The 22467-nt window shown below is 61.2% G+C and carries 27 protein-coding genes; 11 read left to right on the top strand and 16 right to left on the bottom strand.

The annotated features are described in order from the left end of the window. Positions 1 to 4: 4 nt before the first annotated feature. The 12 genes from ACSHXH_RS04130 to folK form a co-directional block, all read right to left on the bottom strand. A complete protein-coding gene (locus tag ACSHXH_RS04130) occupies positions 5 to 343 on the bottom strand; it encodes a DUF1491 family protein (protein WP_435670498.1) in 339 nt (112 codons plus the stop codon). Then, positions 336 to 1244: a GTPase Era gene (era, locus tag ACSHXH_RS04135; protein ID WP_435670499.1), complete on the bottom strand. Its 909-nt coding sequence runs from the start codon at positions 1242 to 1244 to the stop codon at positions 336 to 338. The genes ACSHXH_RS04130 and era overlap by 8 nt, the downstream gene beginning before the upstream one ends. A 28-nt stretch (positions 1245 to 1272) precedes the next feature. Further along, positions 1273 to 2172 (bottom strand): DMT family transporter, encoded by a 900-nt coding sequence (locus ACSHXH_RS04140; RefSeq protein ID WP_435670500.1) that lies wholly within the window; start codon positions 2170 to 2172, stop codon positions 1273 to 1275. Then, positions 2169 to 2858, bottom strand: a complete 690-nt coding sequence (gene rnc / locus ACSHXH_RS04145) for a ribonuclease III (RefSeq protein ID WP_435670501.1) — start codon at positions 2856 to 2858, stop codon at positions 2169 to 2171. Before rnc ends, ACSHXH_RS04140 begins: the two co-directional genes overlap by 4 nt. Next, entirely contained in the window at positions 2858 to 3694 is an 837-nt protein-coding gene (lepB, locus tag ACSHXH_RS04150; protein WP_435670502.1) for a signal peptidase I, read from the bottom strand. The genes rnc and lepB overlap by 1 nt, the downstream gene beginning before the upstream one ends. Before the next feature lie 137 nt (positions 3695 to 3831). Continuing rightward, positions 3832 to 4275: a holo-ACP synthase gene (gene acpS / locus ACSHXH_RS04155; RefSeq protein ID WP_435670503.1), complete on the bottom strand. Its 444-nt coding sequence runs from the start codon at positions 4273 to 4275 to the stop codon at positions 3832 to 3834. A 10-nt stretch (positions 4276 to 4285) separates the two neighbouring features. After that, on the bottom strand, positions 4286 to 5749 hold the full coding sequence (locus ACSHXH_RS04160; protein WP_435670504.1) for an alpha/beta hydrolase: 1464 nt from the start codon (positions 5747 to 5749) through the stop codon (positions 4286 to 4288). 31 nt (positions 5750 to 5780) lie between these two features. Further along, the gene (locus ACSHXH_RS04165; RefSeq protein ID WP_435670505.1) at positions 5781 to 6545 is read right to left on the bottom strand and encodes a pyridoxine 5'-phosphate synthase; all 765 of its coding nucleotides are present in this window, start codon (positions 6543 to 6545) and stop codon (positions 5781 to 5783) included. 26 nt (positions 6546 to 6571) lie between these two features. After that, the gene (locus tag ACSHXH_RS04170; protein ID WP_435670506.1) at positions 6572 to 7225 is read right to left on the bottom strand and encodes a DUF2062 domain-containing protein; all 654 of its coding nucleotides are present in this window, start codon (positions 7223 to 7225) and stop codon (positions 6572 to 6574) included. A gap of 20 nt (positions 7226 to 7245) precedes the next feature. Continuing rightward, positions 7246 to 9384 (bottom strand): RelA/SpoT family protein, encoded by a 2139-nt coding sequence (locus tag ACSHXH_RS04175; protein ID WP_435670507.1) that lies wholly within the window; start codon positions 9382 to 9384, stop codon positions 7246 to 7248. Positions 9385 to 9426: 42 nt separating this feature from the next. After that, positions 9427 to 9780 carry a DNA-directed RNA polymerase subunit omega gene (gene rpoZ, locus ACSHXH_RS04180; protein WP_435670508.1) on the bottom strand — a complete coding sequence of 118 codons (354 nt, stop codon included), beginning with the start codon at positions 9778 to 9780 and terminating at the stop codon, positions 9427 to 9429. Positions 9781 to 9854: 74 nt separating this feature from the next. Next, positions 9855 to 10418 (bottom strand): 2-amino-4-hydroxy-6-hydroxymethyldihydropteridine diphosphokinase, encoded by a 564-nt coding sequence (folK, locus tag ACSHXH_RS04185; protein WP_435670509.1) that lies wholly within the window; start codon positions 10416 to 10418, stop codon positions 9855 to 9857. 151 nt (positions 10419 to 10569) lie between these two features. On the opposite strand from folK, the gene ACSHXH_RS04190 reads away from it, so the two are divergent. Next, positions 10570 to 11142 (top strand): NYN domain-containing protein, encoded by a 573-nt coding sequence (locus tag ACSHXH_RS04190; protein WP_435670510.1) that lies wholly within the window; start codon positions 10570 to 10572, stop codon positions 11140 to 11142. A 24-nt stretch (positions 11143 to 11166) separates the two neighbouring features. After that, the gene (locus ACSHXH_RS04195; protein WP_435670511.1) at positions 11167 to 11604 is read left to right on the top strand and encodes a YqaA family protein; all 438 of its coding nucleotides are present in this window, start codon (positions 11167 to 11169) and stop codon (positions 11602 to 11604) included. Here the strand turns inward: ACSHXH_RS04195 and ACSHXH_RS04200 are convergent. Together ACSHXH_RS04200 and ACSHXH_RS04205 are read right to left on the bottom strand one after the other, a co-directional pair. After that, a complete protein-coding gene (locus ACSHXH_RS04200; protein ID WP_435670512.1) occupies positions 11585 to 12838 on the bottom strand; it encodes an MFS transporter in 1254 nt (417 codons plus the stop codon). The genes ACSHXH_RS04195 and ACSHXH_RS04200 overlap by 20 nt on opposite strands. Before the next feature lie 60 nt (positions 12839 to 12898). Continuing rightward, complete coding sequence (locus tag ACSHXH_RS04205; RefSeq protein ID WP_435670513.1) at positions 12899 to 13366, bottom strand: c-type cytochrome; 468 nt, start codon at positions 13364 to 13366, stop codon at positions 12899 to 12901. A gap of 136 nt (positions 13367 to 13502) precedes the next feature. Between ACSHXH_RS04205 and ispH the strand changes: the two genes are divergently transcribed. Together ispH and ACSHXH_RS04215 are read left to right on the top strand one after the other, a co-directional pair. Further along, entirely contained in the window at positions 13503 to 14453 is a 951-nt protein-coding gene (gene ispH / locus ACSHXH_RS04210) for a 4-hydroxy-3-methylbut-2-enyl diphosphate reductase (protein WP_435670514.1), read from the top strand. Further along, positions 14450 to 14911, top strand: a complete 462-nt coding sequence (locus ACSHXH_RS04215) for a pyridoxamine 5'-phosphate oxidase family protein (RefSeq protein WP_435670515.1) — start codon at positions 14450 to 14452, stop codon at positions 14909 to 14911. Before ispH ends, ACSHXH_RS04215 begins: the two co-directional genes overlap by 4 nt. Positions 14912 to 14947: 36 nt before the next feature. Here ACSHXH_RS04215 and ACSHXH_RS04220 read toward each other — a convergent pair whose 3' ends face one another. Further along, positions 14948 to 17167, bottom strand: coding sequence for a DEAD/DEAH box helicase (locus tag ACSHXH_RS04220; RefSeq protein ID WP_435670516.1), 2220 nt, complete (start codon positions 17165 to 17167; stop codon positions 14948 to 14950). A 236-nt stretch (positions 17168 to 17403) separates the two neighbouring features. Between ACSHXH_RS04220 and ACSHXH_RS04225 the strand changes: the two genes are divergently transcribed. The 4 genes from ACSHXH_RS04225 to ACSHXH_RS04240 are packed head-to-tail and all read left to right on the top strand — an operon-like array spanning position 17404 to position 19517. After that, positions 17404 to 17856: a DUF3429 domain-containing protein gene (locus tag ACSHXH_RS04225; protein ID WP_435670517.1), complete on the top strand. Its 453-nt coding sequence runs from the start codon at positions 17404 to 17406 to the stop codon at positions 17854 to 17856. After that, positions 17853 to 18443: a class I SAM-dependent DNA methyltransferase gene (locus tag ACSHXH_RS04230; protein WP_435670518.1), complete on the top strand. Its 591-nt coding sequence runs from the start codon at positions 17853 to 17855 to the stop codon at positions 18441 to 18443. Before ACSHXH_RS04225 ends, ACSHXH_RS04230 begins: the two co-directional genes overlap by 4 nt. Then, the gene (gene rnhA, locus ACSHXH_RS04235; protein ID WP_435670519.1) at positions 18436 to 18897 is read left to right on the top strand and encodes a ribonuclease HI; all 462 of its coding nucleotides are present in this window, start codon (positions 18436 to 18438) and stop codon (positions 18895 to 18897) included. Before ACSHXH_RS04230 ends, rnhA begins: the two co-directional genes overlap by 8 nt. After that, entirely contained in the window at positions 18894 to 19517 is a 624-nt protein-coding gene (locus tag ACSHXH_RS04240; protein ID WP_435670520.1) for a trimeric intracellular cation channel family protein, read from the top strand. Before rnhA ends, ACSHXH_RS04240 begins: the two co-directional genes overlap by 4 nt. Positions 19518 to 19574: 57 nt before the next feature. Here ACSHXH_RS04240 and ACSHXH_RS04245 read toward each other — a convergent pair whose 3' ends face one another. Next, the gene (locus tag ACSHXH_RS04245) at positions 19575 to 20753 is read right to left on the bottom strand and encodes a MalY/PatB family protein (protein WP_435670521.1); all 1179 of its coding nucleotides are present in this window, start codon (positions 20751 to 20753) and stop codon (positions 19575 to 19577) included. Positions 20754 to 20959: 206 nt separating this feature from the next. Between ACSHXH_RS04245 and def (ACSHXH_RS04250) the strand changes: the two genes are divergently transcribed. Genes def (ACSHXH_RS04250) through def (ACSHXH_RS04260) form a run of 3 tightly spaced genes read left to right on the top strand, consistent with a single transcriptional unit; the run spans position 20960 to position 22466 of the window. Beyond that, positions 20960 to 21478 (top strand): peptide deformylase, encoded by a 519-nt coding sequence (gene def / locus ACSHXH_RS04250; RefSeq protein WP_435670522.1) that lies wholly within the window; start codon positions 20960 to 20962, stop codon positions 21476 to 21478. Further along, complete coding sequence (def, locus tag ACSHXH_RS04255) at positions 21475 to 21972, top strand: peptide deformylase (RefSeq protein ID WP_435670523.1); 498 nt, start codon at positions 21475 to 21477, stop codon at positions 21970 to 21972. The genes def (ACSHXH_RS04250) and def (ACSHXH_RS04255) overlap by 4 nt, the downstream gene beginning before the upstream one ends. Further along, positions 21969 to 22466: a peptide deformylase gene (gene def, locus ACSHXH_RS04260; protein ID WP_435670524.1), complete on the top strand. Its 498-nt coding sequence runs from the start codon at positions 21969 to 21971 to the stop codon at positions 22464 to 22466. Before def (ACSHXH_RS04255) ends, def (ACSHXH_RS04260) begins: the two co-directional genes overlap by 4 nt. Position 22467 lies beyond the last annotated feature (1 nt).

A 22467-nucleotide genomic window follows, 5' to 3' on the forward strand; every position in this document is an offset into this window, starting at 1 on the left:
GATGTTAGCCCGACAGCCCGTCTTCATCCAGAAGATGCCGCCCGTCCCGGTCCTCGACCTCGATCACCCACAGGTCGCTGTCAAAACTGCGTTGCCTGGCGATGCTGGCATCCACATCCGTCTCTGGCCCTTCGGCCAACACCTGCCATGTGCGGTCGCCGGTCATCAGATCGAATTGCCGCACAAAGGCACGGGCCTGACCGTTCAACGTATTGAGCTTGATCAGAACAGCGCCCGCAGTATCGTCACCATGGGCGGTGACAAAGGCCGGGATGTTGTAAAGCGACAGACGGCGCAGATAGGCCTGCACCCAGAACCCGCTGGCCAGTCGGGCCTCAACCATTGCCGTCCTTGAAATTCAGACCCATCTCGGAATAACGCTCGGCCTCGTCCAGCCATTTTTCGCGCACCTTCACCTGCATGAACAGGTGGATTCGACGGCCAAGAAATTCTTCCAGCTCTTCGCGCGCGGCCTTGCTGATGGCCTTGATCGTCTCGCCCTTGTTGCCAAGAACGATGCCTTTGTGCCCGTCGCGGATCACATAGATGATTTGGTCAATCCGCGCTGATCCGTCGTCGCGTTCTTCCCAGCTCTCGGTTTCGACCGTCAATTGGTAGGGCAATTCCTGATGCAGGCGCAGGGTCAGTTTTTCGCGGGTCATTTCCGCCGCGATCATCCGCAAGGGCAGATCCGCGATCTGGTCCTCGGGATACAGCCATGGGCTTTCGGGCAGCTCTGCGGCAAGCCATGCGCGCAACGCTTTGACGCCATGTCCCTTTTCCGCTGAAATCAGGAATGTCTCGGTAAAAGGGAACTTTTCGTTCATCTCTTGCGTCAGCGCCAAAAGGCGTGGTGCCTCGACGCGGTCAATCTTGTTGATGGCCAGTGCGACAGGGCGCTTGCCTACCACCTCGCCCAAATTCTCAAGGATCGCCTCGACGCCTTCGGTGATCCCGCGATGCGCCTCAATGAGCAGCACCACGATATCGGCATCAGATGCCCCCGACCATGCGGCGGCCACCATGGCGCGGTCCAGACGGCGGCGCGGCTTGAACAGGCCCGGTGTGTCCACCAGAACGATCTGCGCGTCGCCTTCCATGGCCACACCGCGAATGCGCGCGCGGGTGGTCTGTACCTTGTGGGTGACGATGGACACTTTCGCGCCCACCATTTGGTTGGTCAGCGTGGATTTGCCCGCATTGGGCTCTCCGATCAAAGCGACGAAACCGGCGCGCGTGGTCATAGGTCCATCCATATCCAGAAGTCCGGCGTCATACGCGAGATCGCGGCACAGAACCAGCCCCGACTTTGCGCCCGCTGCGCACAAGAGTGTAGACGCCGCTGCCGACAATCAAGGCCGCTCCGATCAGGGTCATCGCATCGGGGCGTTCGCCAAAGATGAAATAGGCAAACACCAGCGCGATCAAAAGGCGCGAATACCGGAACGGGGCCACAACCGACACTTCGCCTGTGCGCATCGCCTTGGTCAGCGCGCTATACCCCACCAACCCGGCCAATCCGGTGCCCATCAACAAGGTCAGCGCGGGCAGGCTTGGTGCGGCCAGCGGGGCTTCCTCGAACAGGGTGATCACCACACCGGCGATAAATACCATCACAAAGCCCAGAATGCCCAGTTGCGTTGCCGACACCTCGGGGGGGCTGGCGCGGGTCATGAGATCGCGGCCTGCAAAGCCAATCATGCCCAACACCGCGAAGATCGCCGTCGCGTCAAAGCCCGAAGGCGTGGGGCGCAGGATCAGCAGAACGCCGAAAAACCCGACCCCCATCGCCACCCACCGGCGCAAGCCGACCTGTTCCTTGAGAACAAGCACCGCACCCAGCGTCACCACCAAAGGCGCGGCCTGCAAGATCGCTGATGTGGTCGACAGCGGCGCAAAGGCGAGGCTCAGTGCAAAGAACAGGCGTCCGAGGATCTCAAACGCCGACCGGATCAAAAGGGGCCCTTCGATGTAGGCGTGGCTGACCAGCTTTTCGCGGGACCAAAGCGCGTAGAGCACGAAAAACCCGGTGCCAAACACCCCAAAAAGCATCGTGCCAACACCTGCCGACACATCGCCCGTGCCCGTGGCCGCTTTGAAAAACGCGTCCTCTATGGCGAAACCCAGCATGGCCAAAACCATGAACAGGCTGCCTCGAAGGTTATCGCTCAAGGCTGGTCCGTTTCGACAAGCGCCAAAAGCGCCTTGGCCGCGGCCTGTTCGGCCTGCCGCTTGGACCCGGCGCGCGCTTCGGCGGATTGGCCATTGTCCAGCCGGGCACGGATCACAAAGTTCGGTGCATGGTCCGGCCCGTCGCGGGATGTCTCAATATAGGCGGGCGGCGGCATACCCCGCGCCTGCGCCCATTCCTGCAACGCGGTCTTGGCGTCGCGGGCGTCTTCCTTGACCGATCCGATGCGGTTGCCCCAAAGCCGCAGAACGATATCCCGCGCGGTGTCGAACCCGGCATCCAGGTAGACGGCGGCAATGACTGCTTCCATCGCGTCACCCAAAAGCGCCTGCTTGCGGCGGCCCCCCGACAGCATCTCGGAGCGCCCCAGTTTGAGAGCGTCCCCCAGATCAATCTCGCGGGCCACTTCGGCGCAGGTTTCCTTGCGCACCAGCGCGTTGAACCGCGGCGCAAGCTGCCCTTCAGAGGCAGAGGTGTCTTCGGCCAAAAGCGCCTCGGACATGACAAGGCCAAGCACCCGGTCGCCCAGAAACTCAAGCCGCTGGTTGTCTTCGCGGTTGACGCCCGACCGCGATGAATGCGTGACCGCGCGCACGAGCAATTCGGGGCGTCTGAACCGATGCCCCAAACGCGTGCTCAGCGCTTGCAGATCCGCCGCGAGCTTCACTACTCGACTTTCTCGAAAAAGCGGTCGCTGCGCCATGTCCAGAAAAACAGCATGGATGATCCCGCAGACGAGAACATCACCCGGTTTGCCTTGCCCACGAGGTTTTCGAACGGCACAAAGCCGACACCGCCCGCAACGCTTGGCACACGGCTGTCCGAGGAATTGTCGCGGTTGTCGCCCATCATGAAATAATGGCCTTCGGGTACGGTATAGACCGGGGTATTGTCAGACCCCTGATTGCCGATGTTCAGGATCGAGTGGGTCGTGCCGTTGGGCAGCGTTTCAAGGAACCGTTCCTTGATGCATGTGCCTCCGGTGCCGACCGGCCCATTGGCACAGCGCGGGCGCAATCCCTGCGGACCTTGCGGGGATGCGGTTTCTTCAAAGTCGGGCTGTTGCACCAGCTCAACCGGGTTGCCGTTGAGGTGGAGCACGCCGCGCACCATCTGCACTGTGTCGCCGGGCAGGCCAATCACGCGCTTGATGAAATCACGGCCCGACACAGGATGGCGGAACACCGCGACATCCCCGCGCTCGGGTTCCGATCCGAACAGGCGGGTGTTGTCGCCATCGGCCCAGCCGCACAGGTCTGTTGAATCAACGTTGATGCCGAATTGGGGCAGGTACAGCGATGGGCAGGACGAATAGGAATAGCCATAGGCCATCTTGTTCACGAACAGGAAATCCCCGATCAGCAACGTGTCCTTCATCGACCCCGACGGAATCCAGAATGGCTGAAAAAACAGCGTCCGAAAGACGCCTGCGATCAAAAGGGCATAGAGGATGGTTTTGATCGTCTCGACGATCCCGCCGCTTTTCTGGGGTTCAGACGCCATTTTCCTGCCTTTTGCTCGACTGTCCCGCGCTACATGAGCGGGGGCGGCGCGGGTGTCAAGCCAAGCGCGCCCGCGCGTGTCGGGTCTGGTACGGGGCTGTGCAGACGGATTCCCAAGAACCGTGCTGAATCAACAACCTATGGTAGATCTTGCCCATGGGCAAGTTTTTGGCCACCCGGTTCGGCCACGGGCCGCGCCTCGATCAGTACGGTGGCCTGCGCCCATGGATGATCGTCGGTCAGCGTGACATGAATGATGGCCTCGTGCCCCGGCGGGGTCAGCGCCTCAAGCCGCGTTTTGGCCCAGCCTGTGACCTCCATCACCGGCTGGCCGGTATGTAGATTGCGCACGGACATGTCTTTCCAGGCAATTCCCATGCGCAGGCCGGTGCCAAGCGCCTTGGAGCACGCCTCTTTCGCGGCCCAGCGTTTGGCATAGGTGCCCGCCACATCGCGGCGGCGCTCGGCCTTGCGCTGTTCGGTCTCGGTGAACACGCGGTTGCGAAAGCGGTCGCCGAACCGGGCCAGCGTGGCTGCGATGCGGTCGATATTGGCCAGATCGGTGCCGATGCCGATGATCATGTCATGTCCCTCAGGCGGCAAACATCGGAAAGCTGACGCCAAGCGCCCAAGCGAGGATCAGACCCAAGGCAAGCCCTGCCGTCAAGGGCCCCGCCTGTTTGCCAAAGGCGCGGCCCATCGCGCCGTGCACCAGAAAGAAAAGCACAATCACCGGCGCGATCATGATGAGGAAAAACAGCCCCTCGAAATCCAGCGCAACGGCGATGCCCAGCGATACAAGCAGCGCGCCCCGCGAGGCGATGCGCCGCCAGATCGACGCTTTCCATGCCAGCATCGCGTCGGCCACCATGAACGGCACCGCACCAAGGGCGAGGGCGGCAATGATCGGCAACCGCTCGGGCACCGGAAAGAAGTTCGCGCCATAGCGGTCCAGCGCAAAACCAAACACGCCGATGCCCCAGACGCACAGTCCAACCAGCGCAAGGGGTTGGATGCGGCTCACAGGCAGCGCCTTATTCATCAAGCGTAGCATGAGCAAGGTGCACAGCCCGTAAAGCCCCAGATGGATTGCCAGATACTCTGCCACCAACACTGGCAAAAGATTGATCTCGAACAGGCTGGCCACACCGGGGGCAAGCAGCATCGGCGCGATCAGCACAGCGGCGAATGTCCGCATCGGCAGGTCCGGTTTTGCAGGCAGGTCGGTGGGCCGGGTGATCAGGCGCGCAATGGGCGCGGCCAGCACGGTGATCGCAGCCATGAGCGCCAGAAACGCCCAGCCGGTGGGCGGCACTGCGGCGGTGGTGTCCCGCCCATACGCGCGGTTCAGCCAAGCCAACGCCTCTGCCCGGCCTGCGCGTGATTGAAGGATTGCAACATGCTCGGTAAAGGGTGCCACCTGTGCCGATCGGATCACGCCTGCGGCTTGGGCAATGTCGCCCTCAACCGCATCCGGGTCGACCATCCGGGTGGCGCGCAGGCCAAAGTCTCGCAAGGGTGGTTCCCACTGGCCCGAGATCAGCAGCATGTCCTGCGGGAACGTCGCGGTCACCGCTTGCGAAAACGCTGAAAGCAGCACCAAAGGTCCGGTGCGGTCCGACACGTCAGCCACCCGCACCAGCACGTCTGTCGCCATTGAATGACCCAAAAGCGCGACGGGCCTTTCGTCGTCGGCCACATCGTCAATCACCGCAAGCGTTTGCGTCATCAGCCGTTGCGTGGTGCCGTCGATCCGGGTCACATCGCCGGACATCGGCAAGGGATGCGCGCCGTGGCCTTCAAAGTCGAACATATGCACCCGGTAGCCCGCCTGCGCGAGGGTCAGCCCGTAGCCCTGCATCATCTCGCGCGATCCGGCAAAGCCGTGCGCGATGACCACATGCGGCCCGTCCGCATCGCGGCGCTCCAACGTTGTGACCGGGGTGTCGCCGACATGGGTGGCGGTGTGGATCACACCCCAGCGCGCGGTTTCCAGCACGACACATGCGATCACGGCGATCACAACCGCAAGGATCGTGCCCAGCTTGTGTGACATCAGGTGTCCCACCGATGCGCCGCCCGTCGCATCATGCGCGCGCGGCGTCCATCAGCTGGCGCATTTCGGTGATGGCCGGGCCAAGCCCGCGAAACACGGATTCGCCGATCAGGAAATGGCCGATGTTCAGTTCAACCACTTCGGGAAAGGCGGCAATCGGAGCAACGGTGTCGTAGTTAAGGCCATGGCCCGCGTGCACCTCAAGACCAAGCGCATGGGCATAGGCCGACATCTCCCGCATCATTTCCAGCTCGCGGTCGCGGGTTTGGAAATCGCCCTCGGCATGGGCATCGCAATAGGCCCCCGTGTGCAGCTCGATCACGTGCGCGCCGATCCGGTGCGCTGCGGCAATCTGGCGTTCGTCAGCGGCGATAAAGATCGACACCCGGCACCCGGCCTCGCGCAGCGGGGCGATGTAGCGTGCCAGCTTGGCTTCGTCCCGCGCCACTTCAAGCCCGCCTTCGGTGGTCCGTTCCTCGCGCTTTTCGGGCACGATGCACACCGCGTGGGGTTTGTGCCGCAGGGCGATTTTCTGCATTTCGTCTGTCGCGGCCATCTCGAAATTCAATGGCACACGCAGGGTGTCCATCAGGCGATCAATGTCGCTGTCGATGATGTGGCGGCGGTCTTCGCGCAGATGCGCGGTGATGCCGTCGGCTCCGGCCTCTTCGGCCAATTGCGCCGCGCGCACCGGATCGGGAAGAGCCCCGCCGCGCGCGTTGCGCAGGGTTGCCACGTGGTCGATATTCACGCCCAGCCGCAAGCGGCCTGCATATTCGGTCGCATGTTCCGTCATTGTCGCCTCCATACCTGAGGCGGAACCTAGTCCGCCGCTGCCTTGTCGTCAGCCTGTTTCTTCTTTTTCTTCAACGATGCCAGCTTGGCCTTGAGCGCACCCTTGCGGCGGTTCTGGTAGGCGCGGATCAGCGGTACGGAGAGGTAGTAACAGATCAGCCCGCAGAAAATGCCCGGCAGGATACCGCCCACCAGCCATGGAAAGAACACCTCGTCATAAAAGAGGCCCAGCCCTTCCCAATTGGCCGTGTCTTCTGTGAAGATCGCAAGGAAGTTGCGCCAAAGGTCTTCGCCCGCCTTGGCAAATTTGTAGCCAATGCTGCCATGGGCGTGCCGGATTTCGCCCATGCCCAGCAACCAATACCCGGTCTGGAGTGACGCAACGCTGATCGGCACATAGGTCAGCGGGTTGCCAAAGAATGTCGACAGCAGCGCGGCAAGGATATTGCCCCGCATGACCAAAGCAATGAGTCCCGCCGCCACAAAATGCATGCCATAGAACGGGGTGAATGTTGTCAGAACACCGGCAAAGATGCCGCGCGCGATGCGTTCGGGTGGATCGGGCAGGCGGTTCAGGCGGTGCTGGACATAACGGGCGGCACGTCCCCATCCGCCGCGGGGCCAAAGCGCCTCGCGGAGGGTGTTCAGGATCGATCGCCTGTCCCGCCGTTTGAATACCAACTCGCGTCCCTTCGATCTTCCTATTCGGCCGCAGCCGCTTGGGTGGTCAATGCGGGATCCCGCCGCCGCACCACAGACGCAACATCACTTTCCGCTTCGAGCGCCGACATGACCGCATGCAGATGATTGGCATCCCTCAGGTCGATATCCAGAAGCAGTTTGTAAAAATCAGGTTTGCGATCCACAAAGTTCAGGTCCGAGATATTGGCCTTTTTCTCGCCGATCAATGTGCAAATCCGTCCCAGCACGCCCGCGTCGTTTCCAATGGTGAGTTCAAGGGAAACGGCATAGATGGGCGGGTGGTTCCCGGTTTCCCAATGCAGGTCAAGCCAGCGGGCGGGTTGGTCTTCGAACGCTGCCAGCGCGCCGCAATCGATCGAGTGAACGGTCACGCCTTTGCCCCGCTGTACGATGCCGACAATGCGTTCGCCGGGAAGCGGCTGACAGCAGGGCGCGCGGACAAAGGCCTGATCGTGATCAAGGCCGATTACAGCGCTTTGCATTTCGATAAAGTCCTGCGCGGCCGGGGCAAGGTCGGGATAAACGGCGGCGACTGCATCGCGGGCGGACATTTCGGCGCTGCCCAGACGGGCCAGCAATTCCTGTGCGTCGGGTATCCGAAGGTTGCGGGCGGCCATCTCAAGCACTTTGTCGCTGGCTTTCTTGCCAACGTTTTCAAACGCAGAGCGCGCGAGTTCGCGGCCCAGTTGCGCAAAGCGTTCGCGCCCGGCTTCGCGCAGTTCGCGGCGGATCGCGGATTTCGCCTTGCCGGTGGTGGCAATGTCGAGCCACGTCGCCTGTGGGGTCTGGCCCTCGGCGGTAACGATATCAACGGATTGCCCGTTCTTGAGCCGGGTCCAGAGCGGCACGCGAATGCCGTCAACCTTGGCGCCGACGCAGCCCGATCCGATCCGGGTGTGGATCGCATAGGCAAAATCCAGCGGCGTCGCCCCGCGCGGCAGTTTCACAACATCCCCCTTGGGGGTGAAGCAGAACACCTTGTCGGGGTACATTTCGAGCTTCACCGCCTCAAGGAAATCCTCGTGATCGTCTTCGCCGATGAATTGTTCGGTAAGGGATGCCACCCATTTCGCGGGATCGACGGCAAAGGGGTTTTCGCTGCGCACACCGTCACGGTAGGACCAATGCGCGGCGACGCCGGTTTCGGCCACATCGTGCATCTGGCGGGTGCGGATCTGCACCTCGACCCGCTTGCCATCGCGGCCCGACACGGTGGTGTGGATTGATCGATAGCCGTTCTGTTTGGGTTCAGAGATGTAATCCTTGAACCGTCCGGGAATCGCCCGCCAGCGTTGGTGGATGACGCCCAGGGTGGCATAACAATCGGCCTTGGAGCGGGTGATGATGCGGAAACCGTAGATGTCGGAAAGACGGGAGAACCCGATTTCTTTTTCCTGCATCTTGCGCCAGATCGAATAGGGCTTTTTGGCGCGGCCAAACACCTCTGCCTCGATCCCGGCTTTTTCCAACTCGGTGCGCATATCGCCGGTGATCCGGTGAATGACGTCGCCGGTTTCCTTTTGCAGCGTGATAAAGCGGCGGATGATGCTTGCGCGGCCTTCGGGGTTGAGCACGCGGAACGCGAGGTCTTCCAGTTCCTCGCGCATCCAGTGCATCCCCATGCGCCCGGCCAGTGGCGCAAAGATATCCATGGTTTCGCGGGCTTTTTGTGCCTGCTTTTCCGGGCGCATCGCCTTGATGGTGCGCATGTTGTGCAAACGGTCGGCAAGTTTGACCAGAATGACCCGCAGGTCCTTGGACATTGCCATGAACAGCTTGCGGAAATTCTCGGCCTGCTTGGTTTCAGAGCTCGAGAGCTGAAGATTGGTCAGCTTGGTGACCCCATCGACCAATTCGGCCACTTCTTTGCCAAAGCGGGTAGAAACTTCGGCATAAGTGGATTTGGTATCTTCGATAGTGTCGTGCAGCAACGCGGTGATAATGGTGGCATCATCAAGCTGCTGTTCGGTCAGAATTGCAGCGACCGCGACAGGATGCGAGAAATACGGTTCACCCGAATGTCGGAACTGACCCTCATGCATGGCGCGGCCATATTCATAGGCCGCGCGGATCAGCGCCTCGTTGGTTTTCGGGTTGTAGTTGCGGACAAGCGCAACAAGGTCGTCAGCCGCGATCATCGGCGCCTCATTTTCATGCGGCCCACATCACGGCAGGCCACGTTAGCCCTGACCTTGCGCCTCCATCAAAGCGCGCAGCAGCTTTTCTTCGGAGAGGTCATCTTCGGCGGGCTTGTCGGGTTCTGCACCCATGAGCAACGCCATTGCGTCTTCTTCCGGTTCGTCCACTTCGATCTGGGTCTGATTCGATTCAATCAGACGTTCACGAAGTTCGTCTGCCGACTGAGTTTCGTCTGCAATCTCGCGCAGTGCAACAACCGGGTTCTTGTCGTTGTCACGATCAACGGTGATGGCCGCACCAGCGGTCACTTCGCGCGCGCGATGTGCAGCAAGCATCACCAGCTCAAAACGATTTGGGACTTTATCAACGCAATCTTCAACCGTGACGCGGGCCATGGGAACTCCAATTCATCGGGCAGCCTTTGAGAGACTGACAGATATATCTGCAATTGCGCGAATACAAGTCGATATCAGGCACCAAGCATACGAATCTCGGCCAGATCCTCTGGCGAGAGCGCAGTGCACATCTCGGTCACGGTCAGTTTGAGAACCGGATGGCGCCACTGTGCCGCAATATCGCGCAGCGGCACAAGGACAAATGCGCGGTCCTGTAGTCTGGGGTGGGGCAGGATCAGATCGTCCGGGACCGCCGTGCGCTGGGCTTCGGGCGCAAGGTGGTGCCAGTGGGAGTAGGTGTCGCGGTCGGGCATGACCAAATCGCCACAGGCGATCAGGTCAAGATCAAGCGTCCGCATGCCCCAGCGTTGCTTGCGTTCCCTGCCGAACGACGCTTCGATTTTGTGAAGTTTGTTTAGCATGTCTTTAGGTGAGGTTGGCGACTTTAGATAGGCTGCGGCATTTACGTAATCGGGGCCTGCGCCGGGCGGAAAACAGGGCGTCTGGTAAAATGGGCTGACCGCCACAACCTCTATATTTTCTTGACCAATTGCCGCAATCGCCGCCCGGAGTGTTACACTAGGCGGATGATTGCTGGTTGGCAAATTAGCTCCTAAGGCGACGTAAAACTCGTTCATAAAGTTGTCATATATGAGATGGTGACCGGAATTCGCACCTTGCGGTGCTACTTTGAATCATTAAATCACCCCTCGCGGCTTTGCCATACAACTTCGGACCACCACTCCCGCAAGTCGGCCCGGTCGCACCTATTTTTGAAAGGCTCAATTCATGTTCTATAAAGACGAGCGATTGGCGCTGTTTATTGATGGTTCCAATCTCTACGCGGCGGCAAAGTCACTTGGGTTTGACATTGACTACAAGCTGCTGCGCCAAGAGTTTGTGCGGCGTGGCAAGTTGCTGCGCGCATTTTATTACACCGCCCTGCTGGAAAATGACGAGTATTCGCCGATTCGCCCCTTGGTGGATTGGCTGCATTACAACGGCTTCAACATGCGGACGAAACCGGCCAAGGAATATACCGACAGCCAAGGCCGCCGCAAGGTCAAGGGCAACATGGATATCGAGCTGACGGTCGATGCCATGGAATTGGCCGATCACGTGGATCATATCGTTCTGTTCTCTGGCGATGGCGATTTCCGGCCTCTGGTCGAAAGTCTGCAACGCAAGGGCGTGCGCGTGTCGGTGGTGTCCACCATCCGAAGCCAACCGCCGATGATCGCGGATGAACTGCGCCGTCAGGCCGACAACTTCATCGAACTTGACGAGCTGCGTGACGTCATCGGCCGTCCGCCGCGTGATCCGATGCCCGAGCGCGAACCGGTCGCGGCCGAGCAGGAGTAACTGTGGCCCAGCACCTGATGGCCCATGTGGAGTGATCTTCTCGCGCTGAGCGGGCTCTTCGTGGTGGCGTTTGGTGCAGCAACCATCCTGCCCTTCCAATCAGAGATCGTGTTTATTGCGCTGCAATTGCGGGGCGATATCGCAATCGAGTGGATCATCCTGTTCGCCAGCGTTGGCAATATTCTGGGGTCTGGCCTGAACTACGGTTTGGGTCGGGTTCTGGAGCGCTATCGCGGACGTCGCTGGTTTCCGGTGTCCGAAACCCAGTTGGAGCGCGCCCGTGCGTGGTACCAGAAATGGGGCGTGTGGACCTTGTTGTTCAGCTGGGCTCCGTTGGGCGACGCGCTGACGATTGTGGCTGGGGTCATGCGGACGAATATCTGGCTGTTTTTCCTGCTGATCAGCATTGCCAAAACCATCCGCTATATCGTTGTGGCGATGATCACGGCTGCGGCCTTCTAAGGTCGGTATCTGTGGTTGCTGTCGGCAGGTCTCGGGCGGCGCGGGATATGCCCCAGTTCATGAAAACGGTCGTGCCGACGAAAAACGCGGCGATGCCGATGAACTGCGTTTCAATCCCGACGCCAAGGTCGATCAACAGGCCGGTGAGGCCCGGCCCAATCGCTGATCCCAGCACCATCACCGCTGTCGCCATCGACTTGATCGATCCGATATGTGCGGTGCCGTAGAATTCGGCCCAGAACGCGTTGGGCAGCGTGGCATTCGCGCCAGAGGTCAAACCCAGAAACACAAACCCGACAACCAGCCCAAGCGGGCTACGGGTCAGCCCAAAGATCAGGAACGCGGCAACCATCGGCAGTTGGTAATAGGGGGTCAGCCGTGCTGTGCCCAGCTTGTCCAGCGCCCATCCCGACAGCACCATCGCGGCGATGCCGATGGCAGTGTAAAGCGGAAAGAAGCTCACAAAGACCAGATGCTCAAGGCCCTTTACCTCGGCCACATGGACCTGGTGAAAGAAGAACGCGGTGTTGAAGGCGGATGGCCCAAGAACGGCGGGCACCATGCACCAAAAGAGCGGATGCCGCAGCGCCTGCATCCGCCGCCAGTGGTGGCCCTGCATGCCGACGGACACGTCTGTTGCGGCGTGGGACGCCGGGGTGCGTTCCTGTGCCAGCAGCCGGGCCAGAACCGGCAGGGCACACAGGCAGATCACCGCGCCCAGTATCCAGATGTTTTGCCACGCAACCACGCTCATCGCTGCGACCACGGCCATTGGAACCAGCGCTTCGCCCAAGGCAAAACCCAATGATGCGATTGACAGCGCCCGCCCGCGCGTGGCGACAAACCAGCGGGCCATGGCAACCACAGCGATATGTGAACACATGCCCTGCCCAAAAAGCCGCAGCGCAAAGATGATGACCGGCAAGGCCCAGACCCACGGGTTGAAGGCCATTGCCAGACAGGCAATGGCCAGTCCGATCAGCACGATGGGGGCAAGAAGGCGCACGCGGAACAGATCGGTGAGACCGCCCGCCCAGACCATCACCGCCGCCGACGCCATTGTCCCGATCATGTAGATGCCGCCCCACGCCCCATGAGTCAGGTCAAAGCTCAGGCGGATTTCGCCTGCAAAGAGCGAGATGAAATAGGTCTGACCAAAGGACGACAGAAAGGTCAGCAGGGCTCCTGCTGTCAGAAAGGGCGCATTGGCGCGGATAAAGTCAGTCAGGCGCATGTGTTTGCCATGCCCCCAACCTGGCTTTGTGGCAAGCCTCAAACGCGACGTAGCGCGGCGCTACGGGAGCGCGCGTGCGTCGATCTCGGTGTGGATGTCCTGAACCTCAGCGGGCCAGGTGCTTTTGATATAGGCCAGCACAGACACGATCTCGTTGTCGGTCATGACGTCGCCGAACCCGATCATGTTCGATCTGTAGGTGCCGCCGACAATCGCCTCGGTCCCGTCGCGCACGATCCGGGTGAGCAACGCTGTGTCGTGGTGCCATGTGTGGCCTGTGGCGTCATGGGGCGGGGCGGGCAAATAGCCATCGGCATCGCGGCTTTGCCAATCGGGTTCCCCTTCGAGGTCAGCACCATGGCAACTTGCACAATATGTTCCGTAGAGGGCAGCCCCTTCGGCCACGCGCACCGGGTCGGTATAGGGCAAGGTCTGGGCGGTTTGTCCCTGGGTCCAGACCGGACCAATGAACACAGCTCCGGCAAGGGCGGCAGCGAGGGTCATGCTGGCCACAACGATCTTCTTCACGCAGTATCCTCCGAATTCTGTTTCGGTCTGTCCGGCCTTCCGGTGCGGGAAGGTCAAGTCACGGCTAAGTGACCGCAGCATTCTACTGGAAACGCGCGCCCTGAGGCTTTAGGTCTTGGACAAGACGGAGACAGACATGACCAAACCGCCCCTGACCCTATACCTTGCCGCGCCGCGCGGTTTCTGCGCCGGTGTGGACCGCGCGATCAAGATCGTCGAACTGGCGCTTCAGAAATGGGGGGCTCCTGTCTATGTGCGCCACGAAATCGTGCACAACAAATACGTGGTGGATTCGCTGCGTGACAAGGGCGCGGTGTTTGTCGAGGAACTGGATGAGTGTCCCGATGACCGCCCGGTGATCTTTTCCGCCCATGGCGTGCCCAAGGCCGTGCCCGCCGAGGCTGCCAAGCGCGAAATGATCTATGTCGATGCGACCTGCCCGCTGGTGAGCAAGGTCCATATCGAGGCGGCGCGGCATCACGAGAATGGCTTGCAGATGATCATGATCGGTCACGAAGGCCATCCCGAAACCGTGGGCACGATGGGGCAATTGCCCGAAGGGGAAGTGCTGCTTGTCGAAACGGTCGAGGATGTGGCCACTGTTCAGGTGCGGGATCCTGCGCGGTTGGCTTTTGTCACTCAGACGACGCTCAGCGTGGACGACACCATCGACATCGTCGCGGCTTTGCAGGCGCGGTTCCCGATGATCGTTGGTCCGCACAAGGAAGACATCTGTTACGCCACGACCAACCGTCAGGAGGCGGTCAAGGCGATGGCCCCGAAATGCGACGCGATGCTGGTTGTGGGTGCGCCCAATTCGTCGAACTCCAAACGTCTGGTCGAGGTGGGCAGCAAGGCGGGATGTTCCTATTCCCAGCTTGTCCAGCGCGCGCCGGATATAGATTGGCGCGCGCTTGAGGGGATCACCAGCATGGGTATCACTGCGGGCGCCAGTGCCCCGGAAGAGCTGATCACCGAGGTGATCGACGCGTTCCGAGACCGGTTTGATGTGACGATTGAGATGGTCGAAACGGCGGTAGAGAACGTGGAGTTCAAAGTGCCGCGGGTGTTGCGCGAACCTGCATGAAAACGCCTTTTCCGCCAGACGACATCCTACAACTTCCGCTCATGGCAAACCTTGCCACGTTAGCCTCAGACGGTAGCCCACGAAACGCGCCGGTCTGGTTTCATTGGGAAGACAACGCCTTGTGGATGCTGGGCAGCAAAGACAATGCGTCGACCAAGCGTGTCTCTGCCGATCCGCGCGTCTCTGTCGAAATCGTGCAATACGACAACGCCGGGGGCATCCTTCGGCATCTTGGGTATCGCGGGCGTGCGACCGTCGAAAAGATGAACCCGGACCTGTTCCGTCGATTGTTGAATCGCTACTTAGGCCCCGAGCCCACTTGGAACGCATGGTTCATCGAAACAGTGGCCTGCATCGACGATCCAGATGGCCGTCTGATCCGACTACAGCCTGAGACGACCTTTACGAATGACGTCAGTTTCTTCCGAACTGGGCCGCGCCTTGCATCAGGGGGCTGACGGAAAAGGTGCGTGCAAAGCACACACCCTACAGGTTTAGCGTTTCCCACCCGGTTTGCCGCCGAACTTTCCACCGGGCTTGCCGCCCGGTTTTCCACCCGGCTTTGCGCCGAATTTACCGGCGGGTTTGCCAGCACCTGTGCGGGGTTTGCGCATGCTTTGCGACGGGTCGCCCGCATTGTCGCGCGCTGCGGCGCGGGCGATGTTTTTCTTGCTGTCGGGGCGGCCTTCGGGCGGGGGCGGGCCTTTGGGCTTGCCTTTGCCTTTGTAGGGCTGCGCCTGAAATTCGTTTTCCGCGCGACGCGGCGGGCGTTCGCCACCGGGCTTGTCGCCATAGGGTTTGCGGTCACGCGCCGGGCCGTCAGATTTGCCCTGATAGGGCTTGCGATCCCGTGACGGACCGTCGGATTTGCCCGCGTATTTCCCGGCGGGCTTGCCACCGGGTTTGCTGTCTTTGCGATCCGCTGGTCTGGGCTTTTTCACCCGTGGTGCGGGTGCGTCGTTCCAGTCAATCGGGGCCGATGACGGGTTTGATTTCACCGGGGCCTCAGAGGGTTCCGAGCGTTCGGCGGGTGCTGCGGCTTGCGGGGCATCGCCATAGGGTTTGCGCTCGGGCTTGGGGCCATCGCGGTAGGGTTTGCGTTCGGGGCGGGGGCCGCTGTTGCCCGAGGGGCGTGCGCCGCGATCAAAATCCGGCGCCTTGTCGAGGCGGGTCAGGGTCACGCCCTTTTCCAGCTGCATCTCGGGGCCAACGGCATTGAGGAATCGTGCGACCGAGGATTCCTTGATTTGTACCAGCGAATGATCCTGCTGGATGCGGATCGCGCCAATGTCGTCCTTGCTCAGATCGCCAGCACCACAGACCATGGGCAGAATGCGGCGGGGTTCAGCATCCGCAGCACGGCCACCGGAGACGGCAAACCAGACGCTTGCACCGAATTCTTCGCGCTTGGCGGGTTTGGTGCCCGGATCAGACAGTTCTTCGGGCGCTGTGTGCTGTTCGCGGAACATGCGCAGATAGGCCGCGGCGATCTGTTCCGGCGTTTTTTCGGACACGAGGCGGGTCACAACGGTTTCTTCGAATTCAGAAACCGGGGTGTCCCATGCGGGATCGGCGAACATCCGGTCTTCGTCACGTTCCAGCACTTCTTCGGCAGAGGGGGCAGCCCCCCATTCCGATTTCAGCTTGGCCATGCCGAGGATGCGTTCGGCCTTTTTGCGCACCTTCGGTGTCACGATCAGCGCGGACACACCCTTGCGCCCGGCGCGGCCCGTGCGGCCCGAGCGATGCAGCAGGGTTTCGTGGTTCGACGGCAGTTCGGCATGGACCACCAGATCAAGGTTCGGGAGGTCAATGCCGCGCGCTGCGACGTCGGTGGCCACACAGACCTGCGCCCGCCCGTCGCGCATGGCTTGCAGCGCGTGGGTGCGTTCGGTCTGAGACAGTTCGCCCGAGAGCGCCACAACCTGAAAACCACGATTGGACAGGCGGGTTGTCAGGCGGTTCACCATCGCGCGGGTGTTTGCAAAAACGATGGCGTTGGGGGCCTCGTAAAAGCGCAGCGTGTTGATGACGGCGTTGTCGGTGTCACGGTCGGCCACCATCATCGCACGATAGGCAATATCGGCATGCTGGCTGGTTTCGGACTTGGTGACCACACGGATCGCGTCGCGCTGGTAGCTTTTGGCCAGCTTGGCGATCTGCGGCGGCACGGTGGCCGAGAACAGCAGCGTCTGACGGTCGTCAGGCGCTTCGCCAAGGATGAATTCGAGGTCTTCGCGGAAACCGAGGTCTAGCATCTCGTCGGCTTCGTCCAGCACAACGGCGCGACACTGGCTCAGGTCGATGGACCCGCGTGTGATGTGGTCGCGCAGACGGCCCGGTGTGGCAACCACGATATGCGTTCCGCGTTCGAGCGCGCGGCGTTCATCGCGCATGTCCATGCCGCCTACGGTCGAGGCCATGACAACGCCGGCCTGCGCATAGAGCCATGCCAGTTCGCGTTTGACCTGCAAGGCCAGTTCGCGGGTAGGTGCGATCACCAGCGCCAGCGGCGCGCCTGCGGGCCCAAAACTTTCATCTGAAAGGATGGTCGGCGCGATGGCGAGGCCAAAGCCCAGTGTCTTGCCCGATCCGGTCTGGGCCGAGACCAAAAGGTCGGCCCCCACATAGCCGGGATTCAGCACTGCCTCCTGAACAGGGGTCAGCGTTTCATATCCACGGGCATCAAGGGCGTCTTGCAGGGCTTTTTTCACGTGTGTCGTCTTCTTTGTGTCTGGGGCCCGTCAGTGGGCCAAAGCGCGCGTCTAGATCATTGGGACACAAATGTATAGCGTCATGGGCGCACACCCAAGAGAGGAGTCGTGATGCTGTTGCCTCAATTCCTGCTGACCTCGCGTGCTGCCGCCCTCTTTGCTGCTTTGGCGGGACGGTTGGCGCTGGAGCGCGCCTGAGCTATGTCGCGCGACACGTTGCAAGCAATGGACCGCACATGACCCAGATCCCCCGTTCCGCCCTGATCCTTGGCCTTGCCGGGGTGATCCCGTTTGTCTGGGGGGCGATCACGTTGCTGTCTGATCCGGCGTCGCAATGGGGCTTGGATACGCTTGGGCCAAGGTTCATCGGGCCCTATGTGCAACTGTCCTACGGCATGGTGATTCTCAGCTTTATGTCTGGCGTGCTTTGGGGCTTTGCCACCAAGGCGCAGGGCGGTCAGGCGGCGACGGGCTATGCGCTGTCGGTGATCCCGGCGCTTTGGGCGTTTTTCATGACCGGGGGTGGACCGGTGTCGGCGGGCACCAATCTGCTCTTCGGGTTTGTGGGACTTCTGGTGCTGGATTACGCGTTCTGGACATGGGGGCTTGCTCCAAAATGGTGGATGTCCTTGCGGATGCTGTTGACCGCACTGGTGGTGGCCTGCCTGTCTGTGGGGGTGTTTCTGTGACCGATCGGGACACCATCGCGGTTTATGATGCGCGGGCGCGGGATTATGCCAAACTAGAGCCGTCCAACACGCCGAGCGATACCTTGGCGGCCTTCATCGCGGGGCTGCCCCATGGCGCGCGGGTGCTTGATCTGGGCTGCGGTCCCGGCACCTCGGCGCGGCACATGGTGCATGCAGGCTGTGTGGTCGACGCGGTGGACGCGTCGGTCGAGATGATCCGGCTTGCATCAGAGATCGACGGTGTGACCGCGCGGGTTGCGACGTTTGACGATATTTCGGGCAGGGCGGTTTACGATGGGGTCTGGGCCAATTTCAGCCTGTTGCACGCGGCGCGCGGTGACATGCCGCGCCATTTGGCGGCCATCCACGCATCATTGCGGCCCGGCGGCCTGTTTCATATCGCGGTCAAGGAAGGCACCGGCGCGCATCGGGACAGCATCAACCGAATGTATACCTATTACACCGAAGCTGAGCTGACGGCGTTCTTGGCCGAGGCCGGATTTACAACCGGGGACACTCGACGCGGGCGCGACAAAGGGCTAAGCGGCGAAGATGCTGACTGGATATCTGTAACTGCCCATGCCTGATCTTTACGCCTATACTGACGGAGCCTGTTCCGGAAACCCCGGACCCGGAGGGTGGGGTGTGCTGATGCAGGCCAAGGACGGTGACGCGATCGTCAAGGAACGCACGTTGTGCGGCGGAGAGGCGAACACCACCAACAACCGGATGGAATTGCTGGCGGCGATCCACGCGCTTGAAACGCTGGCGCGACCGTCAAAGCTGACCATTGTGACCGACAGTGCGTATGTGAAGAACGGGGTTACCGGGTGGATCTTTGGCTGGAAGCGCAATGGTTGGAAGACCGCGAACAAGAAGCCGGTCAAGAATGTCGAGTTGTGGCAGCGGTTGGACGAGGCGCAGGCACGGCATGATGTGACCTGGGAATGGGTCAAGGGTCATGCCGGCCACCCCGAGAACGAACGCGCCGATGAGTTGGCGCGCGAGGGCATGAAGCCTTACAAAAAAGGCGCGGCGTGACCCTTATTGCGCTGCTGGACCATGCGGCGGTTTTGGTCTTTGCGTTGACCGGGGCGTTGGTCGCCAGCCGCGCGCAGCTTGATGTCATCGGCTTTTCCTTTCTCGCCATTCTGACCGGCGTGGGTGGTGGTACGTTGCGCGATGTGCTGCTGGACCGGAACCCGGTGTTCTGGATGACCGATCCCACCTATCTGGGCGTCGCCCTTGCGGCGGCGTTTTTGGTGTTTTTCACCGCGCATCTGATCGAGAGCCGCTACACAGCGATCCTGTGGCTGGACGCTGCTGCGCTGGCCTTTGCGGTGGCCGCTGGCGCGCAGATTGCCGAAACGCTGGGCCAAGGTGCAGCGATCATCGTGGTGATGGGTGTGGTCACGGGCTGTCTGGGCGGGTTGATGCGCGATGTGGTCGCCAACGAGGTGCCCTTGGTGCTCAAGCAAGGCGAGCTTTACGTGACCTGTGCGGTCGCAGGTGCGGCGGTTGTGGCCTTTGCGCCGCTGCTGGGCATCAGCCCGACGCTGACCATTCTTGGCTCTGCGGCACTCACCTTTGGTTTGCGCGCTGGCTCCATCGCGTTTGGTTGGAGCCTGCCGGTCTACAAGTCCCGGCCGCCGCGCGCCTGATAGGAGCAGGATTGGGGCTTTGCCCCAAACCCCGAAATATATTGAACCAGAGAAGACCTATTGCAGGTCCGCAAAGGCGGTTTGCAACCGCGCTACGGCCTCTTCCACGCGGCTGCGCTGGGTGGCCAGATTGAACCGCAGGAAGGTTTCACCGCCGGGGCCGAATTCGGGACCGGGGCTGGGGGCGATGCGGGCGTCCTTGCGGACCCGGCGGCTGATTTCGTCAAAGCTCATGCCGGTGCCGGAAAAGTCCACCCATGCCAGGTAGGTCGAGGTCAGAGGCAAGGATCGCACACCGGGGATCGTGTTGATGCCGTCGTCAAAGAGTGTCTTCATTTCCACCAGATGGGCGATCTGAGCATCGACCCATGCTGCCCCTTCCGGGGTGTAGGCGGCGGTGACCATCTTGAGGCCGAGCGCGTTGGGGGAATAGTCAAGCGAACGTAGCCGCGCCTGCATTGCTTCGCGCAGGATGTCATCGGGGATGATCATGTTGCCGGTCTTTTGACCCGCGATGTTGAACGTTTTGGACGACGCGGTGAGCACCACTGTCCGGTCGCGGGCGTCTGGGGCGGCGACATCAAACGGGGTGAAGCTGTGGCCGGGGAAGATGAAATCATGGTGGATCTCGTCGGCCACGATAATCAGGTCATTGCGCTTGGCAAACGCGGCCACGGCGCGCAATTCATCGGCGCTCCAGATACGGCCTGACGGGTTCTGCGGCGAGCAGAAAATCAGCATCTTCTCGGTGCCGTCCAACTGCGCCTGTGCGGCGTCCAGATCGAGGTGGTAGGTATCGCCGGTACGCGGCATCTCGATCTGCACCGGCTCGCGGCCAGCGCGGCGGATCTTGAATTCGAATTCGTGATAGACCGGGTTGAAGGTGACCACGCGGTCGCCCGGCTGGGTCCAGACATCAAGGCAAAGCGCGATGGCGTTGCCAAGACCCTGCGAGGTGAGAATCCAGTCGGTGTCGATGTCCCAGCCGTGGCGCGTTTTCATCCACCACTGGATCGCGTTGTGATAGTCGGTGTTGTCGGTCCAATAGCCAAACACGCCATGATCCACCGCGTCTTGCAGCGCTTTGAGCACGCAGGGCGCTGTCGGATAATCGCTGTCGGCGGTCCACATGGCCAAGCCGTCCTCCATCGGGACGTCGAACTTGCTTTCCAGCACGTCCCACTTGGAACAATGGGTGCCGCGGCGATCATTTGGTGTGTTGAATTGATAGGTCATGCTGTCTCCGTCATTGTGGTCTATTCCTTGGGCACATTGCCTCTGGGTGCAAGGGTGAAACGCGTCGTGGTGGCAGTGCGTGGCCTGTGCGCGCGGTGAGACGGCAGGGGGTGGAAAATGCCTGCTGGTGCCGCGATCCATTGGCGCATGGAGGAACCTGTGCGCGGCACGTTGCGATTCGGGCGCGTTGGCCCTAAATCACCTGCATGAAATTACCGATCCTCATCCACCCGGACCCGCGTCTTAAGAAAGCTTGCGCGCCAGTGCCCGATTTGTCGGACGATCTGCGCGCGCTGGCCAAGGACATGCTTGAAACCATGTATGACGCGCCGGGCATCGGGCTTGCTGCGCCGCAGGTCGGTGTCTTGTCGCGGTTGATCGTGCTGGATTGCCAAAAGGACGAAAATTCCGCGCCGCGCCCCTTGGTGATGTTCAATCCCGAGATCGTCGCGTTGTCCGAGGACGTGAACGTCTATGAAGAGGGCTGCCTGTCGATCCCGGATCAATACGCCGAAGTGACCCGGCCCGAGGCGGTCACGGTGGCGTGGCTGGACGAGGCGGGCAATCCGCAGGAAGAAGAATTCGACGGGTTGTGGGCGACCTGTGTGCAGCACGAGATCGACCATTTGAACGGCAAGCTGTTCATTGATTATCTCAAGCCGCTCAAGCGACAGATGATCACCCGCAAGATGGTCAAGCTCAAGCGCGAGATGGCGCGGCCATGAGCGTTTTGCCGATTGTCCGGTGGCCGGACCCGCGCCTGTCACAGGTCTGTGCGCCGGTGACAGATGTGGTGGCGTTGGCGGGTGTTGTGCGCGATTTGTTCGACACGATGTATGCCGCACCCGGCCGGGGTTTGGCAGGGCCGCAGGTGGGTCTGATGCAACGGGTGTTCGTCATGGATCCGACATGGAAAGACGGGGATCGGTCGCCCTTGGTGTGCATCAACCCCGACGTTTTGCATGCGGCTGAGGGCGTGGCGGAGGGGGCGGAGGCCTGTCTGTCGATCCCCGGTGTGTCCGCCAAGGTGACGCGCCCGACCGAGATCACGCTGGCCTATAGCGATCTGTCCGGTGTCCGGCACCAAGAGGTACTGACCGGGTTTGCCGCGATCTGCGCCCAGCACGAGTTGGACCATCTCAATGGCGTGGTGATCTTTGACCGGCTGGCCCCGGACGCTCGCGCGCGGTTCGAAGCCGAATATGCGGCTCTTGCATGACGGTGCGTCGATGCTTGCCTTGGCCAAGCCAGTGTTTGCGCAGTGTGGCGGCACCGGTGGACGCGATCACCGACGAGGTTCGTGCGATCTGGGATGATATGATCGACACCATGGAGGCGATGCCCGGTGTTGGTCTTGCGGCGAACCAGATCGGTGTTCTGATGCGGTTGGCCGTTGTGGATGCGTCTGAGGAACGGGGGCGCGCGGTGCGGATGGCAAACCCCGAGATGCTGCATTCTTCGGTGCATTTGCGCTGGCACGAAGAGGCCAGCCCGAACCTGCCCGGTGTGTTCGCCGCGATTGAGCGTCCGCGCGCTGTGACTGTGCGGTTCCTCGGAGTGGACGGCGCGGTGCATGAACAGGATTTTGTTGGCCTGTGGGCCACATCTGTGCAGCACCAGATCGACCATTTGAACGGCAAGATGTATTTCGATCACCTGGGCAAGACCAAGCGCGACATGCTCATCAAGCGCGCGAAAAAGCTGAAGGGCTAGG

Origin of the sequence: Marivita sp. (genome assembly GCF_051251565.1) — a bacterium.
In the GTDB taxonomy this organism is placed as follows: Bacteria; Pseudomonadota; Alphaproteobacteria; order Rhodobacterales; family Rhodobacteraceae; genus Marivita.

Excerpts from the sequence above, each read along its gene's own strand:
- ACSHXH_RS04130 (WP_435670498.1), bottom strand. The coding sequence starts at position 343 with ATGGTTGAGGCCCGACTGGCCAGCGGGTTCTGGGTGCAGGCCTATCTG.
- era (WP_435670499.1), bottom strand. The coding sequence starts at position 1,244 with ATGACCACGCGCGCCGGTTTCGTCGCTTTGATCGGAGAGCCCAATGCG.
- lepB (WP_435670502.1), bottom strand. The coding sequence starts at position 3,694 with ATGGCGTCTGAACCCCAGAAAAGCGGCGGGATCGTCGAGACGATCAAA.
- acpS (WP_435670503.1), bottom strand. The coding sequence starts at position 4,275 with ATGATCATCGGCATCGGCACCGATCTGGCCAATATCGACCGCATCGCA.
- ACSHXH_RS04160 (WP_435670504.1), bottom strand. The coding sequence starts at position 5,749 with ATGTCACACAAGCTGGGCACGATCCTTGCGGTTGTGATCGCCGTGATC.
- ACSHXH_RS04165 (WP_435670505.1), bottom strand. The coding sequence starts at position 6,545 with ATGACGGAACATGCGACCGAATATGCAGGCCGCTTGCGGCTGGGCGTG.
- ACSHXH_RS04175 (WP_435670507.1), bottom strand. The coding sequence starts at position 9,384 with ATGATCGCGGCTGACGACCTTGTTGCGCTTGTCCGCAACTACAACCCG.
- rpoZ (WP_435670508.1), bottom strand. The coding sequence starts at position 9,780 with ATGGCCCGCGTCACGGTTGAAGATTGCGTTGATAAAGTCCCAAATCGT.
- folK (WP_435670509.1), bottom strand. The coding sequence starts at position 10,418 with ATGAACGAGTTTTACGTCGCCTTAGGAGCTAATTTGCCAACCAGCAAT.
- ACSHXH_RS04190 (WP_435670510.1), top strand. The coding sequence starts at position 10,570 with ATGTTCTATAAAGACGAGCGATTGGCGCTGTTTATTGATGGTTCCAAT.
- ACSHXH_RS04195 (WP_435670511.1), top strand. The coding sequence starts at position 11,167 with ATGTGGAGTGATCTTCTCGCGCTGAGCGGGCTCTTCGTGGTGGCGTTT.
- ACSHXH_RS04200 (WP_435670512.1), bottom strand. The coding sequence starts at position 12,838 with ATGCGCCTGACTGACTTTATCCGCGCCAATGCGCCCTTTCTGACAGCA.
- ispH (WP_435670514.1), top strand. The coding sequence starts at position 13,503 with ATGACCAAACCGCCCCTGACCCTATACCTTGCCGCGCCGCGCGGTTTC.
- ACSHXH_RS04215 (WP_435670515.1), top strand. The coding sequence starts at position 14,450 with ATGAAAACGCCTTTTCCGCCAGACGACATCCTACAACTTCCGCTCATG.
- ACSHXH_RS04225 (WP_435670517.1), top strand. The coding sequence starts at position 17,404 with ATGACCCAGATCCCCCGTTCCGCCCTGATCCTTGGCCTTGCCGGGGTG.
- rnhA (WP_435670519.1), top strand. The coding sequence starts at position 18,436 with ATGCCTGATCTTTACGCCTATACTGACGGAGCCTGTTCCGGAAACCCC.
- ACSHXH_RS04245 (WP_435670521.1), bottom strand. The coding sequence starts at position 20,753 with ATGACCTATCAATTCAACACACCAAATGATCGCCGCGGCACCCATTGT.
- def (WP_435670522.1), top strand. The coding sequence starts at position 20,960 with ATGAAATTACCGATCCTCATCCACCCGGACCCGCGTCTTAAGAAAGCT.
- def (WP_435670523.1), top strand. The coding sequence starts at position 21,475 with ATGAGCGTTTTGCCGATTGTCCGGTGGCCGGACCCGCGCCTGTCACAG.
- def (WP_435670524.1), top strand. The coding sequence starts at position 21,969 with ATGACGGTGCGTCGATGCTTGCCTTGGCCAAGCCAGTGTTTGCGCAGT.